The sequence below is a fragment of the Nonomuraea sp. NPDC050153 genome, assembly GCF_044460125.1.
In the GTDB taxonomy this organism is placed as follows: Bacteria; Actinomycetota; Actinomycetes; order Streptosporangiales; family Streptosporangiaceae; genus Nonomuraea.
This window is the reverse complement of sequence record NZ_JBITJQ010000017.1, coordinates 229,760-250,835: the sequence shown is the minus strand read 5'-3', so window position 1 is coordinate 250,835 and position 21,076 is coordinate 229,760. Positions and strand designations below refer to the sequence as shown.

General features: G+C 70.0%; 2 protein-coding genes. Both read right to left on the bottom strand.

What is annotated here, in order from left to right:
• Positions 1-8,209, bottom strand: an 8,209-nt coding sequence (locus ACIBQ1_RS35390; RefSeq protein ID WP_397283662.1) for an amino acid adenylation domain-containing protein, incomplete at its 3' end; no start/stop codon positions are given.
• Positions 8,209-20,997, bottom strand: coding sequence for an amino acid adenylation domain-containing protein (locus ACIBQ1_RS35385; protein WP_397283661.1), 12,789 nt, complete (start codon positions 20,995-20,997; stop codon positions 8,209-8,211). The genes ACIBQ1_RS35390 and ACIBQ1_RS35385, both read right to left, overlap by 1 nt.
• Positions 20,998-21,076: the final 79 nt, after the last annotated feature.

The following is a 21,076-nucleotide window of genomic DNA, read 5'->3' as shown; positions in this document are numbered from 1 at the left end:
GCACCACCACCCCCTTCGGCCGCCCCGTCGACCCCGACGTATACACCACATACGCCGCATTCCCACCAACCACCCCAACACCCAACGCACCCCCGGCATGACCCGCCAACTCGGCGACCACAACCGGATCATCCAGCACCACCACCTCACCCGCCACCACACCCGCCGTCCGAGTCGAGGCCAGCACCACCACCGGCGCGGCATCGGCCACCATCCACCGCAACCGCTCCACCGGATACGCCGGATCCAGCGCCACATAAGCGCCACCCGCCTTGAGCACCGCCAGCAGCGCCACGATCAGATCAGCACCGCGCTCCAGGCAAACGCCGACGACCGACTCCGCCCCGACCCCGCGCGCCACCAACAACCGCGCCAGCCGATTCGCCCGCTCATCCACCTCCACATACGACAACCCCACCCCACCAGCCACCAACGCCACCGCCCCCGGCGACCGCGCCACCTGCGCCTCAAACAACTCCACCAACGACCCAGCACCCACCCCAGCCGCCGTGTCGTTCCACTCCACCAACACCCGATGACGCTCGACCTCGTCCAACACCTCCACCCCGCTCAACCGGGTCGACGGCTCAGCGGTCACCGCACCCAGCACCCCCACCAACCGCGCCACCAGCAGCTCCGCCGACTGCCGATCGAACAGGTCGGCCGCCGCCACCAACGACCCCCGCAACCCACCCGACCCCGGCACCTCCACCACCGTGAAGTCCAGATCGAACTTGGCTGCCGACGCCCCCGGTGAGATCCCCTCAGCCCGTACTCCTTGCAGGTCCAGCACCGCCTCGGCGTTGTTCTGCACCTTGAACATCACCTGGAACAGCGGATGCCGCGCCATCGATCGCGCCGGCGCCAGCTCCTCCACCAACCGCTCGAACGGCACGTCCTGGTGATCGAACGCCGACAGGCTCCGCTCCCGGACCCGCCCCAGCAGCTCACGGAACGTCGGGTCCCCGGACAGGTCCGTACGCACGACGAGCGTGTTGATGAAGAAGCCGACGAGATCGTTCAGCGCCTCGTCGTTCCGCCCGGCGTTCGCCGCTCCCATCGGGATGTCGGTCCCGGCCCCGAGCCGTGACAGCAGCATGGCGAGCGCGGCCTGCACCACCATGTAGGTGGTGACGCCTTCGCCCCGCGCCAGTTCCGCCAGCCGCGCGTGCACCTCGGCCGGCACCTCGATCGGCACCATGTGCCCGCGATGCGAGGCCACCTCCGGCCGCGGCCGGTCGAAGGGCAGCTCCAGCGCCTCCGGCGCCCCGGCCAGCGCTTCACGCCAGTACGCGACCTGCTCGGAGATCACGCTTTCCGGATCCTGCTCATCGCCGAGCGACTCCCGCTGCCACAACGCGTAGTCGGCGTACTGCACGGGCAGCGGCTGCCACTCTGGAGCCGTACCCGCGCATCTGGCGCGGTAGGCCGCAGAGAGGTCCGCGGCCAGCGGCCCCATCGAGGCCCCGTCCCCGGCGATGTGATGGACCACGACCACCAGCGCGTGCTCGCCCGCTGTCACCGAGTACAACCACGCCCGGATCGGCACCTCCGACGACAGGTCGAAGGCGTGCCCGGCCGCCTCGGCGACCACGCCGGGCAGCTCCGCGGCGGTGACGTCGATCACCGGGAGCTCCCAGTCGAGCTCCGCGACCGGAAGGATCAGCTGGCAGGGCTCGCCGTCGACCACGGGGAAGATCGTGCGCAGCACCTCGTGCCGCCCGATCACGTCCCGGAACGCCGCGCCGAGCGCCGCCACGTCCACGTCCCCTGACAGGGACACCGACACCGGGATGTTGTACGTCGCGCTCGGCCCTTCGAGCTGGCCGATGAACCAGAGCCGTTGCTGCGCGTACGACAGGGGCACCCGCTCCGGCCGCTCCATCCGCGCGAGCCCCTTGCGGGCGACCTCGGCACCGGCCAGCCGGGAGGCGAGCCGCGCGACCGTGGGCGCCTCGAACAGGTCCTTCAACGGCACTTCCACACCGAGCACCGCCCGGATCCGGCTGACCATCCGCACCGCCAGGAGCGAATGTCCGCCGAGCTGGAAGAAGTCGTCATCGACCCCGACGCTCTCCAGGCGGAGCACCTCCGCGAACGCCTCGCACAGAACCTCCTCCTCACGGGTGCCCGGCCGCCGTCCGGAACTCACGGTGTACGCGGGAGCCGGCAGAGCCTTGCGATCGAGCTTGCCGTTGACCGACACCGGCAGCGCGTCCAGCATGACCACGGCGGACGGCACCATGTACTCCGGCAGCCGTTCCCCGGCGAACCGCCGCACGACCTCCGCCAGGTGCGCCTCACCAGGGGCCGTCCCACCGTCAGAGGGGACCACGTAGGCCACCAGCCGCACATCCCCCGGCACGTCCTCCCGCGCCACCACCGCCACCTGCCCCACCTCGGGACAGGCGGCCAGGACCAGGCTGATCTCGCTGGGCTCGACCCGGAACCCGCGGATCTTCACCTGGTCATCGGCACGCCCGGCGAACAGCAACTCACCGTCGGCCGACCAGCTCACCCGGTCCCCGGTCCGGTACATCCGTTCCCCGCCCGGGCCGAACGGGCACGCCACGAACCGCTCGGCCGTCAGCCCGGGACGGCCGGTGTAGCCGCGGGTCACCTGCACCCCGGCGATGTGCAGCTCACCGACCACGCCCGGCGGCACCGGCCGGAGGAACTCATCCAGCACGTACGCCCGGGTGTTGGCCACCGGCCGCCCGATCGGCACGGAGCTTCCCGCCCAGTTAGGCGGGCACTCCCAGGCGGTGACCTCGATCGACGCCTCGGTGGGCCCGTAATAGTTCTCCAGCCGCACACCGTCCAGCACCTCGAAGAACCGCCGCGTCGCGTGGAGCGGCAGCGCCTCGCCCGAACAGGCCACCCATTGCAGGCCGGTGCACCCCGAGGCGGCGGGCTCGGCCAGGAACACCTCCAACATCGACGGCACAAAATGCGCCACCCGCACGTTCTCCCGACGAATCAACTCCGCCAGATAGGCGGCGTCGCGCTGCCCGCCAGGCCGCGCCAGCACCAACACCCCGCCCCACAGCAGCGGCCAGAAGAACTCCCACACCGACACGTCGAACCCGAACGACGTCTTCTGCAGCACCCGTGTCCCCTGTGGCAACCGCAACCGCTGCTGCATCCAGGCCAGCCGGTTCACCACGCCCGCATGCGGCACCACCACGCCCTTGGGCCGGCCGGTCGAGCCGGAGGTGAACATCACATACGCCGCATTCGCGCCGGTCAGCACCCCACCACGCTCAACGGCGGAGAGCCCCCGATCCGGCAGACCCGCCAACTCCGCCACCACCGCCGGATCATCCAGCACAACCCGCTCGACCCCGCTGGGCGACCTCACAGCAGACGAGGTGATCACACAAACCGCCCCGGCCTGCTCGACCAGATACGCCATCCGCTCGACCGGATACTCCGGATCCACCGGCAGATAAGCAGCCCCAGCCTTCAACACAGCCAGCAACGCCACCACCAGATCCACCCCACGCTCCAAACACACCCCCACCACCGACTCCACCCCGACACCCCGCCCCACCAACAACCGCGCCAACCGATTCGCCCGCCCATCCACCTCCGCAAACGACAACTCCACCCCGTCACCAACCACCGCCACCGCATCCGGAACCGCCGCCACCCGCGCCTCGAACAACTCCGCCAACGTCCCCGACAGCACCTCGGCAGAGGTGTCATTCCACTCCTCCACCACCAGACGCCGCTCCTCGGCGTCCAGCACGTCCACGCCGCTCAGCCGGGTCGCCGGCTCAGCGGTCAGCACGTCCAGCACCCGCATCCACCGCGCCACCAGCGTTTCGGCCGACTCCCGGTCGAACAGGTCCGCTGCTGCCCGCAGCGCGCCGCGCAGCCCCGACGGGTCTCCCAAGGAGCCGGACATCTCGGTCAGGCTCAACTCCAGGTCGAACTTGGCCGGCGCCTCCTCCAACGGCATCCCGGTGACCCGCACGCCGGGCAGTTCCAGCTCCGCCTCACCGGTGTTCTGCAGCGTGAGCAGCACCTGGAACAGCGGATGCCGGGCCATCGACCGCGCAGGCGCCAGCTCCTCGACCAGCCGCTCGAACGGCACGTCCTGGTGATCGAAGGCGGCCAGGCTCGACTCCCGCACCCGCCCCAGCAGCTCACGGAACGTCGGATTCCCGGACAGGTCGGTGCGCAGGACGAGCGTGTTGACGAAGAAGCCGACGAGGTCATCCAGTGCCTCGTCCATGCGTCCCGCGTTCGGCGACCCGATCGGGATGTCGTTCCCGGCTCCGAGCCGCGACAGCAGCACGGCGAGCGCGGCCTGCACCACCATGAACGTCGTGACGCCCTCGGCCCGCGCCAGTTCCACCAGCCGCGCATGCACCTCGACCGGAACCTCGACCGGCACCGAGTGCCCCCGATAAGAGGCCACCGCCGGACGCGGCCGGTCAACCGGGAGCGCGAGCTCCTCCGGCAGGCCGGTCAGCGCGTTCCGCCAGTATCCGAGCTGCCGCGCGATCACACTGTCGTCGTCCTGGTCCTCGCCCAGCAGTTCCCGCTGCCACAACGCGTAGTCCGCGTACTGCACCGGCAACGGCTCCCACCGCGGAGCCGCACCACCGCACCGAGCCGCGTACGCCACCGACACATCCCGCGCCAGCAACCCCAACGACCACGCATCACCGGCGATGTGATGAACGACCACCACCAGCACATGCTCGTCCGCCGACTCCGACAGCAACCACGCCCGGATCGGCACCTCACACGCCAGATCGAACACCTGGCCCACCGCCGCGCCGGTCACCCCCCCAAGGTCCTCCGACGCCACCTCGACCGCGGACAGCTCCCACTCAAGCTCGTCCAGCGGCAGGATCCGCTGATGGGGCTCACCGTCCACCGCGGGGAAGACCGTCCGCAGCACCTCGTGCCGCCCGATCACATCCCGTAGCGCCGCGTTCAACGCCGCCCGATCAACACCGCCGGACAGCCGGAGCACGACCGGTACGTTGTAGGTCGCGCTCGGCCCTTCGAGCCGGCTGATGAACCACAACCGCTGCTGCGCGAACGACAACGGCACCTGCTCCGGCCGCCGCTCCACCGCCCGCAACGCCTGCCGTGCCACCGCGGCGCCCTCAAGCCGACCCGCCAGCCCCGCCACCGTCGGCGCCTCGAACAACAGGCGCAGCGGCACCTCCATCCCCAGCACCGCCCGCACCCGGCTGACCAACCGCACCGCCAGCAACGAATGCCCGCCCAGCCGGAAGAAGTCGTCCTCCACGGCCACCTCGGAGACCCCCAGCACCTCGGCGAAGGCCCGGCGCAGACGCTCCTCCAGCACCGTGGCCGGAGCCCGCCCCGCCTCCGCCTTCTGTTCCAGCGCCGGCAGGGCCTCGCGGTCCACCTTGCCGTTCGCGGTCAGCGGCAGCGCGTCGAGCACGACCACCGCGGACGGCAGCATGTACTTGGGCAGCCGGTCGGCGGCGTAGCGGTGCACCAGGCGGGGCTGCACGTCCGTGCCCACGACGTAGGCCACCAGACGGACGTCGCCGGGGGCGTACTCACGGGCGATCACCGCCGCCTGGGACACCAGCGGATGCGCCGCCACCACGGCCTGCACCTCGCCCGGCTCGATCCGGAACTCCCGGATCTTGACCTGCTCGTCGGCCCGCCCGAGGTACTCCAGGTTCCCGTCGTTGCGCCGGCGGGCGATGTCGCCGCTGCGGTACATCCGGGCGCCGGGGACGAACGGGCAGGCCACGAACCGCTCGGCCGTCAGATCGGCCCGGCCCGCGTACCCCCGGGCCACCTGCGCACCGGCGATGTACAACTCACCCGCCACCCCGAGCGGAACCGGCCGCAACCACTCATCCAACACATACAGACGGCAATTGGCGATCGGACGCCCGATCGGCACCGACTCCCCGACCTCATCACCCGCCCGCACCTCAAACACACAACACCCGACCGTCGTCTCCGTCGGCCCATACTCATTCACCACCACCGACCCCGGAGACCCCGCCAACCACGACCGCACCAACCCCCCCGGCAACGCCTCACCACCCACCACCCACGTCCGACCGACATCCCCCCGCACCGACTCGGCCAACAACGCCAAATGCGCCGGAACAACCTTCACCAACCCCAACCCACCCGACAAAACCCCCGCCAGACCTTCAGCACTCACCACCACCGCCGCCCCCGACACCAACGGCACCCACAAACTCGTCACCGTCAGGTCGAAGGCCACCGACGAATGCAACGGCGCCCCACTACCCACCCCATAAGCCCCGGACGCCCACCCCACGTAATTCGCCAGCGCGGCCTGGGGCACCACCACACCCTTCGGCCGGCCCGTCGAACCCGAGGTGTAGATGACGTACGCCGCCTGCCCGCCGGTCATCACCCGCTCGGACCGCACGGCAGGGGCCGCCGCCAGCCGCCGCGTCGTCACCGCGTCGTCGAGCACGAGCAGCCGCGCCTGTCCCTCCGGCAGCTCCTCCGCGATCTCCCCGCTGGTGACGGTCAGCACGGCCCGGCTGTCGGCCAGCATGAACGCGATCCGTTCCGCCGGCAGCCCAGGCTCGATCGGCACATAAGCCGCCCCCGCCTTCCACACCGCCAGCAACGCGACGACCAGATCGACCCCGCGTTCCAGGCACACCCCCACCACCGACTCGACCCCCACCCCCTCACTCACCAGCACCTGCGCCAGCCGATTCGCCCGCTCGTCCAGCGCCGCGTACGACAGCTCCACCTCTCCGGAAGCCACCGCGACCGCCTCGGGCGTCCGAGCCGCCTGCGCCTCGAACAACTCCACCACCGGAGCGCCGGTGTCGCCGGCGGTGTCGTTCCACTCCTCCAGCACCCGCCGCCGCTCCTCACCATCGAGCAGCTCCACCCCGCTCAACCGCACCAGCGGCTCGGCAGTCACCAGCTCCAGCACCCGCGCCAAGCGAGCCGCCAGGACCTCAACCGACCCCCGATCGAACAAATCCGCGGCAGCCACCATCGACCCCCGCAGTCCAGCCGGTGCCCCGCTCGCGTCGAACACCTCGCCGACCAGCACCTCAAGGTCGAACTTCGCCGCCGACTCACCTGCCGGCATCCCCGTGGCACTCACACCCGGCAGCTCCAGCGCCGCCTCGCCGGTGTTCTGCAGGTTCAGCATCACCTGGAACAGCGGATGCCGAGCCATCGACCGCGACGGCGCCAGCTCCTCCACCAACCGCTCGAACGGCACATCCTGGTGATCGAACGCCGCCAGGCTGGACTCCCGCATCCGGTCCAGCAGCTCGCGGAACGTCGGATCCCCCGACAGGTCGGCCCGCAGCACCAGCGTGTTGACGAAGAACCCGATCAGATCCTCCAACGCCTCATCCGTACGCCCGGCGTTGGCCGACCCGATCGGAATATCGACCCCCGCCCCCAGCCGCGACAACAACACCGCCAGCGCGGCCTGCACCACCATGAACGTGGTCACGCCCTCGGCCCGCGCCACCTCCACCACCCGCGCGTGCACCTCGGCCGAGACCTCCACCGGCACCGAGTGCCCCCGGTAGGACGCCATCGTCGGACGCGGCCGGTCGAAAGGCAGCGCCAGTTCCTCCGGCGCCCCCGCCAGCGCTCCCCGCCAGAAGGCAAGCTGCTCCGAGATCACACTCTCCGGATCCCGCTGATCCCCCAGCAGCTCCCGCTGCCACAACGCATAATCCGCATACTGCACAGAAAGCGGCTCCCACCCCGGAACCGAACCCTCACACCGAGCCGCATAGGCCACCGACACATCCCGCCCCAACGGGCCCAACGACCACGCATCGCCCGCGATGTGGTGAACGACCACCACCAGCACATGCTCATCCCTCGACACCGAGAACAGCCACGCCCGCACCGGCACCTCGGCCGACAGATCGAACACATGCCCTGCGGCCGCGTCGATCGCCTCCTCCAGCTCCTCAGGCGCCACCTCGGCCACCGCCAGCTCCCAGGCCAGCTCGTCCGGCGGCAGGATGTGCTGATAGGGCTCGTCGTCCACGGCGGGGAAGATCGTGCGCAGCACCTCGTGCCGCCCGATCACGTCCCGCAGCGCCGCGTCGAGCGCCACCCGGTCCACCTCGCCGGACAGCCGCTGCGCGATCCGGATGTTGTAGTTCGCACTCGGGCCTTCCAACTGCCCGATGAACCAGAGCCGTCGCTGCGCGAATGACAACGGAATCATCAGGAACCCTCCCGGGTACGCATCGGCCGTAGTGCCGGCCTGGCCGGCTTCTTGTCTCCGAACTGGCGTGCGAGCTCAGCCACTGTCCGCGCCTTGAAGAGCGTCCGCAACGACACCTCGACGCCGAGCGCCGTACGCACCCGGCTGACGAACCGCACCGCCAGCAGCGAATGCCCGCCCAGCGCGAAGAAGTCGTCATCCACCCCGACCTCGGGCAGCCCGAGCACCTGGGCGAACAGGTCGCACAGGATCTCCTCCCGCGCGTTCGCCGGCCCTCGGCCGGCTCCCACCTTGTACGCGGGCGCGGGCAGGGCCTTGCGATCGAGTTTGCCGCTGGTGGTCACGGGCAGGGCGTCCAGCGTCACGATGGCGGAGGGCACCATGTGCGCCGGCAGCCGCTCGGCCGCGAACGCCCGCACCGACTCCGCCAGCCGCGCGTCGTCCTCCTCCGGGACGACGTAAGCGACCAGGGACTTCTCGCCCGGCACATCCTCCCGGACGATCACGGCCGCCTGGACCACGCGGGGGTGAGCGGCCACGGCTGCTTGCACCTCGCCCGGCTCGATCCGGAACCCCCGGATCTTCACTTGGTCATCACTGCGTCCGGCGAACACCAGCCTTCCGGCCTCGGTCCACCGCACCCGGTCCCCGGTCCGATACATCCGCTCACCCACCGGGCCGAACGGATCGGCCAGGAACCGCTCGGCGCTCAATCCCGGGCGACCGGCGTAGCCGCGGGCCACCTGCGCGCCGGCAAGGTACAGATCCCCGGCCACCCCCGGCGGCACCGGCCGGAGGAACCCGTCCAGCACGTACGCCCGCGTGTTCACATTGGGCCGGCCGATCGACACCTCGTCCCCCGACATCGGCTCGTCCGTCATCGCCGAACAGACCGTCACCTCGGTCGGGCCATAGGCGTTCACCAGCCGACGCCCCGTACCCCATCGCGCCACCAACTCCGGCCCCAGCGCCTCTCCGCCGGCCACCAGCGTCCGTACGCCGGCCAGATCCGAGGGCGCCAGCACGCTCAGCGACGAGGGTGGCACCAACGCATGACTCACCTCGAGCCGGGCCACCACCTCGGCCAGTCCGGCGCCCGGCAGCAGGTCCTGCGCGTCGGCCACCACCAGACAGCCGCCCGACCACAACGCCACCAGCACCTCCCAGCAGGCGGCGTCAAAACCCGGCGAGGCGAGCTGCAGCACCCGGTCCCCGGCTTCCACCTGCCATCCCCCGGCCGTGAGCAGATTGACCGCACCGTCATGGGTGACCATCACCCCCTTGGGCCGCCCGGTCGACCCCGACGTGTAGATCACATACGCCATGCACCCCGGCACCAGACGCCCGATGCGCTCCTCGGCGGTCAGCCCCTCACCGGCCAGCCCGGCCAGCTCTGTCACAACCACCGGATCGTCGATCACCACCCGCTGCACGCCCTCAGGCGACCGCCCGGCCAACGCCGAGGAGGTCACCACCGTCGCCACCCCCGCGTCGGCCAAGGAGAACGCGATCCGATCCGCCGGATACACCGGATCGAGCGGCAGGAACGCGGCCCCCGCCTTCAACACCCCCAACACCGCGACGACCCACTCCACCCCCCGCCCCAGCACCAAGCCGACCGTCGACTCCACCGTCACACCTCGGCCGACCAGCAACCGGGCCAGCCGATTCGCCCGCTCGTCCAGCGCCGCGTACGACAGCTCCACCTCTCCGGAAGCCACCGCGACCGCCTCAGGCGTCCGCCTCACCTGCGCCTCGAACAACTCGACCAGCGTCGCCGGCTCCACCTCCACCGCCGCGCCGTTCCACTCCGCCAGCACCCGACGGCACTCGGCCTCGTCCAGTACGGACACGGCGTGCAGCGGCGGATCAGACCCTTCCTCCAGCGCGGACACCAGGTTCTCCGCCCCCGTCCGCACGAGCGCGCCCACGGCATGAGCGTCGATCGGTGCGACGGCGTCCACCGCCAGCCTGATGGCGTCGCCGTCGTCGTCCGCCAGCAGCGCGAGCGGATAGTTCGTGCGCTCCCGCGCGTACACGAGGCGGGCGCCCTCCATCGACTCGTCCCAGCGCCGGCCCAGGTCCTGTCCGGTGTTCCGCCGGTAGTTGAGGATGGTGGTGAACAACGGCGTGTCCCCCGCCACCCCGCTCGCCTGCTGCGCCAGGGCCAGCGGCGCGTGCTCGTGCTCCAGCAGTTCCCCGAGCTGGGACCGCATCGCGAACACGGCGTCCCGCGCGCCGAGCATGCCCGTGCGTACGCGTACCGGAAGCGTGTTGATGAACGGCCCGGGCACGCGATCCGCGCCCATGCCTGAGTTCATCCGCCCGAACAGCACGGTCCCGAACACCACGTCGTCCCGGCCGGAGACCACGGCCACCACCCGGGCCCATACCACGTGCAGCACCGTCGCCGGGCTGACCCCCAGGCGCCGCGACACCTCGCGCAGGCGGTCGATCAGCTCCGGCGATGCCGCGATCTGCGCGCGCACGACGCCGGCGCCGTCGCCCCGCACATCCGCCACGCCGTACGGGGCGGTCGGCTCCTCGACGTCGCCCAGCAGGTCCCTGAAGTACCGCTCGTGCTCGGACCGCTGCACCCCGCCGCGGGCCTGCGCAACGAAGTCGCGGAACGGCAGCGGCTGCGGCAGTTCGTCACCCCGTCCGGTCATGATGGCGAGGATCTCCGCGAGCAGTACTTCCAGTGCGGTGCCGTCGCGCACCATGTGATGAGCGCGCACCAGCACCAGCCACCGGTCGCTCTGCGGCTCGGCCGCGATGTGGGTGTCGAGCAGTGGCGGCCGCCCCAGGTCCATGGTCTGCCCACCGGCCGCCACCAGCTCGGCCACCGGATCGGCGGCCTGTGGGTCCAGGGCCACTTCCTCGACCGGCAGTTCAGCACGGCGCCACACCACCTGGACCGGCTCGCGCAGCCCTTCCCATACGTAGGAGGTGCGGTAGATGTCGTGCCGAGCCACCACCTGGTGCAACGCATCGAGGAAGGCGTCGAGCCCATCTCTTGAATCGAACCGCAGCACGGCCGGCATCACGTATGCGTCGTCACCGCCGTCCGCCAGCAGGTGGTGGAACAGCAATCCTTCCTGAAGGGGCGCGAGCGGGTAGATGTCGGCCACGTTCGCCGCGCCGCCCTCGACGGTGGCCACGATCCGCGCCACCTCGTCGGCGTCCAGGTCCACCATCGGCAGCAGGTCCGGCGTGATGGCCGTGGCGTCCGCGGGGATCAGGTTGGCCGGCGGCACCACCCGTTCGATGCCCGCCGAACCGGCGAGCGCCGCCACCGTCGGCGTGTCGAACAACGTCCGCACCGACACGGAAACACCTCGTGTCCGCAGCAGCTCGACCAGGCGGACGGCGAGCAGTGAATGGCCGCCCAACTCGAAGAAGTCGTCATCGACCCCGACCGCGGGCACCCCGAGCACCTCGGCGAACGCGGCACACAGCGCCTCCTCGCGCGAGCTGGACGGCCCGCGACCGGCTCCGGTGGTCGCGGCGCGGTCGGGTGCGGGCAGAGCGTGGCGGTCCAGCTTGCCGTTGGCCGTCAGGGGCAATGCGTCCAGCACCACCCAGGCCGACGGCACCATGTGGTCCGGCAGCCGCTCAGCCGCGAACCCGCGCACCACCGACGGCAGCTCACTCGCGCTCTCCGCGTCATGCGCCACCAGGTAACCGACCAAGCGCATGTCACCCGGCGCCTCCTCGCGGGCCACCACCGCGACTTGATCGACACCCTGGCACTTGGCCAGCACAGCGCGGACCTCACCCGGCTCCACCCGGAAGCCACGAATCTTGACCTGATCGTCCACCCGTCCGGCGAAGACCAGCTCACCGTCGTGGGTCCAGCGGGCCCGGTCGCCGGTGCGATACATGCGCCCACCGTCGAAGGGACAGGCCACGAACCGTTCGGCCGTCAGGCTGAAGCGTCCGAGGTAGCCGCGGGCAAGCTGTGCCCCGGCGATGTACAGCTCCCCGACCACGCCCGGAGGCACCGGTGCCAGGTTCTCGTCCAGCACGTACAGGCGTGTGTTCGCGACCGGTGTCCCGATCGGGACCACTCCCCCGGCCCGCAGGCGGGTCGTCGCGACGCCGATGGTGGTCTCGGTGGGGCCATAGTGGTTGAACACCGCACAGCCACGCCGCTCGGCCGCCGTGAGCAGTTGCTCCACCCAGCCCGGCGCCGCCGCCTCCCCACCCAGCACCAACGACCGATCGGGCAGCAGCGGCTCCAGCTCGCCCAACGCCGCCAGATGGGAAGGCACCATCTTCAGGTAGTCCACCTGCAACCCGCTCAGCGCGACCGGATCGGTGGCGGCGTCCTCCGGCACGATGTGCAATCGCCCACCCGTGGTCAGGCCGGCGAAGACAACCGTGTTGCCCAGGTCGGTCGCCTGCCCCTGCACCAGCGCGTACCGGCCACCGGCCATCCCCAGACGTCCAGGCACCGAGGCGACGTAGTTCGCGAGGCCGGCCTGGGTGACCACGACGCCCTTCGGCCTGCCTGTCGAGCCTGAGGTGTAGATGACATACGCGGCCTGCTCGCCGAGCATCGCCCGCTCGGGCTTGGTGGCCGGCGCGGCGGCCAGGCGCATCTTCGTGAACGTGTCGTCGAGGGTGAGCGTGCGGCTCCGGCCCGCGGGCAACTCCTCGGCGATCTCCTCACTCGTCACCGTGAGCACGGCGCGGCTGTCGGCCAGCATGAACGCGATCCGCTCCACCGGCTGCCGCGGATCGATCGGCACGTACGCCGCCCCGGCCTTCCACACTGCCAGCAACGCCGCGATCAGATCGACGCCCCGCTCCAGGCACACCCCCACCACCGACTCGGCCCGGACCCCCTCTCCGATCAGGACATGCGCCAGACGGTTCGCCCGCTCGTCCAACTCCGCGTACGAGACCTCGACCCCGTCAGCGACCACCGCGACCGCGCCAGGCTCCTGCGCCTCGAACGACTCCACCACCGGAATGCCGAGACCCTCGACCGCCGTGCTGTTCCAGTCCTCCACCACCAGACGCCGCTCCTCGGCGTCCAGCACGTCCACGCCGCTCAGCGGCAGATCCGCTCCGCCGTCCAGAACCAGTTCCAGCGCGGCCACCAGATTGTCGGTAGCAGTGCGAACCAGCACCCCCACACTCCGGGCGTCGATCGGAGCGACCGCATCGACGGCCACCGACGTGCTGTCGCCGTTGTCATCGATCAGGATGACGAGGGGATAGTTGGTGCGCTCACGCACCGACAACAGCCGCACCCCCTCCATCTCCCCATCCACACCGGCACCGGTGTTGTGCCGGTAATTCAGGAAGGAAGTGAACAGCGGCGTATCACCCGCCACCCCACTGGCCTGCTGCGCCACAGTCAGCGGCGCATGCTCGTGCTCCAGCAACTCGGCAAGCTGACCCCGCATGACCGACACCGCCGCCCGCACACCGAGCTCACCCGTACGCAACCGCACCGGCAACGTGTTCATGAACGGACCCGGCACCCGATCCGCACCGGCACCGGCATTCATCCGGCCGAACAACACCGTCCCGAACACCACGTCATGCCGACCGGACGCCGTAGCCAAAACCCGCGCCCACGCCACATGCAACACCGTCGCCGGACTCACCCCCAACCGCCGGGCCACCTCCCGCAACCGCCCATGCAACCCAGCCTCGAACGGCACCACCTCATGCACAGAGTCGACACCGTCACCCCGCACGTCCACCAGCCCGAACGGCGCCGTCGGCTCCTCGACATCACCCAGCAACTGCTCGAAGTACCGCGAATGCTCGGCGTCCTCGACGCCACCGCGCGCCTGCGCCACGAAATTCCGGAACGGCAGCGGCTCGGCCAGCTCCGCCCCCCGCCCGGCCAGGAACGCCCGCACCTCGGCGAGCAACACCTCCAGCGCGGTGTGATCCCTGACCACATGATGCATCCGGACCAGCACCAGCCACCGCTCACCACCCGGCACCGCCGCGACATGCACCCCCATCAACGGCGCCCGATGAAGATCCATCACCGAACCGGCCAACTCCACCAACACACCAGCCGGATCAACACAATCCGGCTCCAGCACCACTTCCTCGACCGGCAACACAGCCCGACGCCGCACCACCTGCACCGGCTCCCGCAACCCCTCCCACGCCAGCGACGTGCGATAGATGTCATGCCGATCCACCACCCGCTGCAACGCCTCAACGAACTGCCCCACCCGACCCCGCGAGTCGAACTCCAGCACCGCCCGCAGCACATACGCGTCCTCGCCGCCGTCGGCCAGCAGGTGATGGAACAGCAGCCCTTCCTGCAACGGCGCCAGCGGATAGATGTCGGCCACATTCGCCGCACCACCCTCGACACCGGCCACGACCCGCTCGATCTCCTCGACGGTCAGATCCACCAAGGGCAACATCTCCGGCGTGATGCTGGTCGCGTCGGCCGGGATTCGGTTCTCCGGAACCTCCACCTGCCGAGGCCCGGCCGCCGCAGCCAACCCGCTCACCGTCGGCGTCTCGAACAACGCCCGCACCGACACCGACACACCACGCGACCGCAACATCTCCACGAGCCGGATCACCAGCAGCGAATGCCCGCCCAGCCGGAAGAAGTCGTCGTCCACCCCCACGCTGTCCAGCCCCAGCACCTCAGCGAAGGCCGCGCACAACACCTCCTCACGGAGGTTGGCCGGGGCACGACCCACCCCGGCGGTGTACTGAGGAGCCGGCAGAGCCTTGCGATCGAGCTTGCCGTTGACCGACACCGGCAGCGCGTCCAGTACGACCACGGCGGACGGCACCATGTACTCCGGTAACCGCTCTGCCGCGAACCGCCGCACCGTCTCGGCATCGGCCATGGCAGGGACCACGTAGGCCACCAGCCGCACGTCCCCCGGCACGTCCTCCCGCGCGACCACCACGACCTGGCCGACACCGGGGCAAGCGGCCAGCACCGTACTGACCTCACCCGGCTCCACCCGGACCCCACGGATCTTCACCTGATCATCCGCCCGGCCCGCGAACATCAGCTCGCCCCCGGCCGACCAGCTCACCCGATCCCCGGTCCGATACATCCGCTCACCGGCCCCGAACGGACACGCCACAAACCGCTCGGCACTCAACCCCGCACGACCGGCATAGCCGCGCGCCAGCTGTACCCCGGCCAGATACAGTTCTCCCACCACCCCCGGCGGCACCGGGCGCAACCCCTCATCCAGCACAAACGCCCGCGTGTTGGCCACCGGCCGCCCGATCGGCACCGACATTCCACTCCACGACGGTGGGCACGACCAGGCCGTGACGTCGATGGACGCCTCGGTCGGGCCGTAGTAGTTCTCCAGCCCCACCCCACCCAGCACCTCGGAGAACCGCCGCACCACATGAGCGGGCAACGCCTCACCCGAACACACCACCCACCGCAAGCCAGTGCACCCCGAAGCGGACGGCTCGGCCAGGAACACCTCCAACATCGACGGCACAAAATGCGCCACCCGCACGTTCTCGCGACGAATCAACTCCGCCAGATAAGCCGCATCCCGCTGCCCACCCGGCCGCGCCAGCACCAACACCCCACCCCACAACAACGGCCAGAAGAACTCCCACACCGACACGTCGAACCCGAACGACGTCTTCTGCAGCACCCGTGTCCCCTGTGGCAACCGCAACCGCTGCTGCATCCAGGCCAGCCGGTTCACCACGCCCGCATGCGGCACCACCACGCCCTTCGGCCGGCCGGTCGACCCCGAGGTGAACATCACATACGCCGCATTCGCGCCGGTCAGCACCCCACCACGCTCACCAGCGGAAAGCCCCCGATCCGGCAGACCCGCCAACTCCGCCACCACCCCCGGATCATCCAGCACAACCCGCTCGACCCCGCTGGGCGACCTCACAGCAGACGAGGTGATCACACAAACCGCCCCGGCCTGCTCGACCAGATACGCCATCCGCTCAACCGGGTACTCCGGATCCACCGGCAGATACGCGGCCCCAGCCTTCAACACGGCCAACAACGCCACCACCAGATCCACCCCACGCTCCAAACACACCCCCACCACCGACTCCACCCCGACACCACGAGCCACCAACAACCGCGCCAACCGATTCGCCCGCCCATCCACCTCGGCGAAGGACAACCCCATCCCGTCACCGACCACCGCCACCGCATCCGGAACCGCCGCCACCCGCGCCTCGAACAACTCCACCAACGTCCCCGACAGCACCTCGGCAGAGGTGTCATTCCACTGCTCCACCACCAGACGCCGCTCCTCGGCGTCCAGCACGTCCACGCCGCTCAGCGGCAGATCCGGCCCGCCGTCCAGAACCAGTTCCAGCGCGGCCACCAGATTGTCGGTAGCGGTGCGAACCAACACCCCCACACTCCGGGCGTCGATCGGAGCGACCGCATCGACACCCACTGACATGCTGTCGCCGTTGTCATCGATCAGGATGACGAGGGGATAGTTGGTGCGCTCACGCACCGACAACAGCCGCACCCCCTCCATCTCCCCATCCACACCGGCACCGGTGTTGTGCCGGTAATTCAGGAAGGAAGTGAACAGCGGCGTATCACCCGCCACCCCACTGGCCTGCTGCGCCACAGTCAGCGGCGCATGCTCGTGCTCCAGCAACTCGGCAAGCTGACCCCGCATGACCGACACCGCCGCCCGCACACCGAGCTCACCCGTACGCAACCGCACCGGCAACGTGTTCATGAACGGACCCGGCACCCGATCCGCACCGGCACCGGCATTCATCCGGCCGAACAACACCGTGCCGAACACCACGTCATGCCGACCGGACGCCGTAGCCAGAACCCGCGCCCACGCCACATGCAACACCGTCGCCGGACTCACCCCCAACCGCCGGGCCACCTCCCGCAACCGCCCATGCAACCCAGCCTCGAACGGCACCACCTCATGCACGGAATCGACGCCATCGCCCCGCACATCCACCAGCCCGAACGGCGCCGTCGGCTCCTCGACATCACCCAGCAACTCAGCGAAATAGTGGCTGTGCTCGACGTCCGTGGTCCCGTGACGCGCCTGCGCCACAAAGTTCCGGAACGGCAGCGGCTCGGCCAGCTCCGCCCCCCGCCCGGCCAGGAACGCCCGCACCTCGGTGAACAGCACCTCCAGCGCGGTGTGATCCCTGACCACGTGATGCATCCGGATCAGCACCAGCCACCGCTCACCACCCGGCACCGCCGCGACATGCACCCCCATCAACGGCGCCCGATGAAGATCCATCACCGAACCGGCCAACTCCACCAACGCACCAGCCGGATCGACACAATCCGGCTCCAGCACCACTTCCTCGACCGGCAACACAGCCCGACGCCGCACCACCTGCACCGGCTCCCGCAACCCCTCCCACGCCAGCGACGTGCGATAGATATCGTGCCGATCCACCACCCGCTGCAACGCCTCAACGAACTGCCCCACCCGACCCCGCGAGTCGAACTCCAGCACCGCCGGCGTCACGTACACGTCCTCGCCACCGTCAGCCAGCAGGTGATGGAACAGCAGCCCCTCCTGCAACGGCGCCAGCGGATAGATGTCGGCCACATTCGCCGCACCACCCTCGACACCGGCCACGACCCGCTCGATCTCTTCGACGGTCAGGTCCACCAGGGGTAACATCTCCGGCGTGATGCTGGTCGCGTCGACCGGAATCAGATTGGCGGGCACCTCTCTCTGCCCGGCGCTCACGGATGCGGCCAGGCCGGCCGGCGTGGGTGTGTCGAAGAGGGCCCGTGCGGAGACCGAGACGCCTCGGGAGCGCAGGACCTCCACGAGCCGGATCACCAGCAGCGAATGCCCGCCCAGCCGGTAGAAGTCGTCGTCTGCGCTCACGCTCTCCAGGCCGAGCACTTCGGCGAAGGCCGCGCAGACGATCTCTTCGCGGGGGTTGGCCGGGGCACGACCCGCCCCGGCGGTGTACTGAGGAGCCGGCAGAGCCCGGCGGTCAAGCTTGCCATTGACCGACACCGGCAACGCATCCAGCACCACCACGGCAGACGGCACCATGTACCCCGGCAACCGCCCCTCCGCGAACTCCCGCACCACTTCCACATCAACCGCCTCATCAGCGGGTACCACATACGCCACCAACCGCACATCCCCCGGCACGTCCTCCCGCGCCACCACCACGACCTGGCCGACACCGGGGCAAGCGGCCAGCACCGTACTGACCTCACCCGGCTCCACCCGGAACCCACGGATCTTCACCTGGTCATCCGCCCGACCGGCGAACACGAGCTCACCATCGGCCGACCAACTCGCCCGATCCCCAGTCCGATACATGCGTTCGCCCGCCCCGAACGGACACGCCACAAACCGCTCCGCACTCAATCCCGCACGACCGGCATAGCCGCGCGCCAGCTGCACCCCGGCCACGTACAACTCACCCACCACTCCGACCGGCACCGGGCGCAACCCCTCATCCAGCACGAACGCCCGCGTGTTGGCCACCGGCCGCCCGATCGGCACCGACTCACCAGGCACACACCGCCAGGCGGTCACATCAATCGACGCCTCGGTGGGCCCGTAATAGTTCTCCAGCCCCACCCCGTCCAGCACCTCAAAGAACCGCCGCACCACATGCACCGGCAACGCCTCACCCGAACACACCACCCACCGCAACCCACCACAACCCGCCGCAGCCGGCTCAGCCAGAAACGCCTCCAACATCGACGGCACAAAATGCGCCACCCGCACGTTCTCCCGACGGATCAACTCCGCCAGATAGACGGCGTCGCGCTGCCCACCCGGCCGCGCCAGCACCAACACCCCACCCCACAACAACGGCCAGAAGAACTCCCACACCGACACGTCGAACCCGAACGACGTCTTCTGCACCACCCGCTCACCCGGCACAAGCTGCAGCCGCTCCTGCATCCAAACCAGCCGGTTCACCACACCCGCATGCGGCACCACCACCCCCTTCGGCCGACCCGTCGACCCCGACGTGAACATCACATACGCCGCATTCGCGCCGGTCAGCACCCCACCACGCTCACCAGCGGAAAGCCCCCGATCCGGCAGACCCGCCAACTCCGCCACCACCGCCAGATCATCCAGCACAACCCGCTCGACCCCGCTGGGCGACCTCACAGCAGACGAGGTGATCACACAAACCGCCCCGGCCTGCTCGACCAGATACGCCATCCGCTCGACCGGGTACTCCGGATCCACCGGCAGATAAGCGGCCCCGGCCTTCAACACGGCCAGCAACGCCACCACCAGATCCACCCCACGCTCCAAACACACCCCCACCACCGACTCCACCCCGACACCCCGCCCCACCAACAACCGCGCCAACCGATTCGCCCGCCCATCCACCTCCGCAAACGACAACTCCACCCCGTCACCGACCACCGCCACCGCATCCGGAACCGCCGCCACCCGCGCCTCGAACAACTCCACCAACGTCCCCGACGGCACCACGACACCCGTGTCGTTCCACTCCTCCACCACCAGACGCCGCTCCTCGGCGTCCAGCACGTCCACCCCGCCGACGCGCTCCTTACCGGCGGCCGCCCCCAGCCACCGCAACACGCTCAGATACCGCCGCGACACATCCGAAGCCGCCCCCAGATCGTGCAGATCCGGATTCACATCGACATTGACCTGCAGCCCCGACCGCTCATAGAGATCGATCCGCACCCCGTTGACGGGTCCGGTGGACAGGTTGTGCGCGGTGATGGCGCAGTCGCCGAAGCGCAGGTCGTAGTCGAAGGACATGACGTTGATGAGCAGCCCGCACAATTCGCCCTCGGCGATCCGCAGGTCGGTGTGCATGTCCTCGTACCGGTAGCGCTGCCGCCGCAGCCCCTCCCTGATCGCCTGGGAGGTCTGCCGCAGCAGGTCGGCGACGCTCGTGTCCGGGCCGATGGTGAGGCGCAGCGGCAGGATGTTGGAGGTCATGCCGGGGATCGCCATCTCCCGCTTGCCGGTGCGTGCGCGTACGGGAATGCCGACCACGACGTCCCGTTCCCCGGTCATCCGGTGCTGGTAGAGGGCAGCCGCGGCGATGGACAGGCCCGCGAGGCTGGTCTTCAGGCGGCGCGCGGCGGTCCTGAGCCCGGCGGCCTCCGACGGGCCGACGGCGTCGGCATACCGGAGGGGGGCGTCCTGGGCGCGGCGGGTCCGGTTCGAGCCGCCGGCCGTCACGATCGGGAGGTCGGCGAGTCGGCCGAGCCAGTACTGGCGATCCTCCTCGAAGCCTGCGGACTCCCGGTAGGCCCGGTCCGCGTCGAACAGCAGGGACACCGGCTCCACCGCCCCGTCCTCGACCGGACGGCCCTCCAAGAGCGCGGTGTAGAGCTCCGCGCCCCGGCCGGCGATCAGCAGGCCGCCCTGTCCGTCCATGACGCAGTGGTGGGCCCACGAGTACCAGTGGACGAGATCGTCGGCGAGCTTGATGAGGGCGGTCCCGGACAGCTCGCCGCCGTCGAGGTCCACGGCCCGCCGCAGGTCGGCTTGCATCCACTCCTGGGCGGCGGCGCGCGGGTCGGGTTCGGCGCTGACGTCGATGACGGGCACGGGATAGTCGCTCGCGTCGCGCAGGTACTGCATCGGGACGCCGTCGATCATCCGGAAGCGCAGCCGGAACGTCTCGACCTCTTCCAGCCGCCGGCGCGCGGCGCGCTCCAGCAGCGCGAGGTCCACCTCGCCGCGGATCTCCATGTACTCCGCGATGCGGAAGCTCCAGTTGTCGGGCGCGAATCGCTGGGCGTACCACATGGCGAGCTGGCCGGACATCAGTTCGCGGAGTTCGCCGTGAGCTGCAGCCATTCCCGAGCACCCCAATTCGTTCGACACGCCAGCTGGACGGGCGGCCCCGCGCCAGGCCTTCTCCGGGCGGAAATCCGTT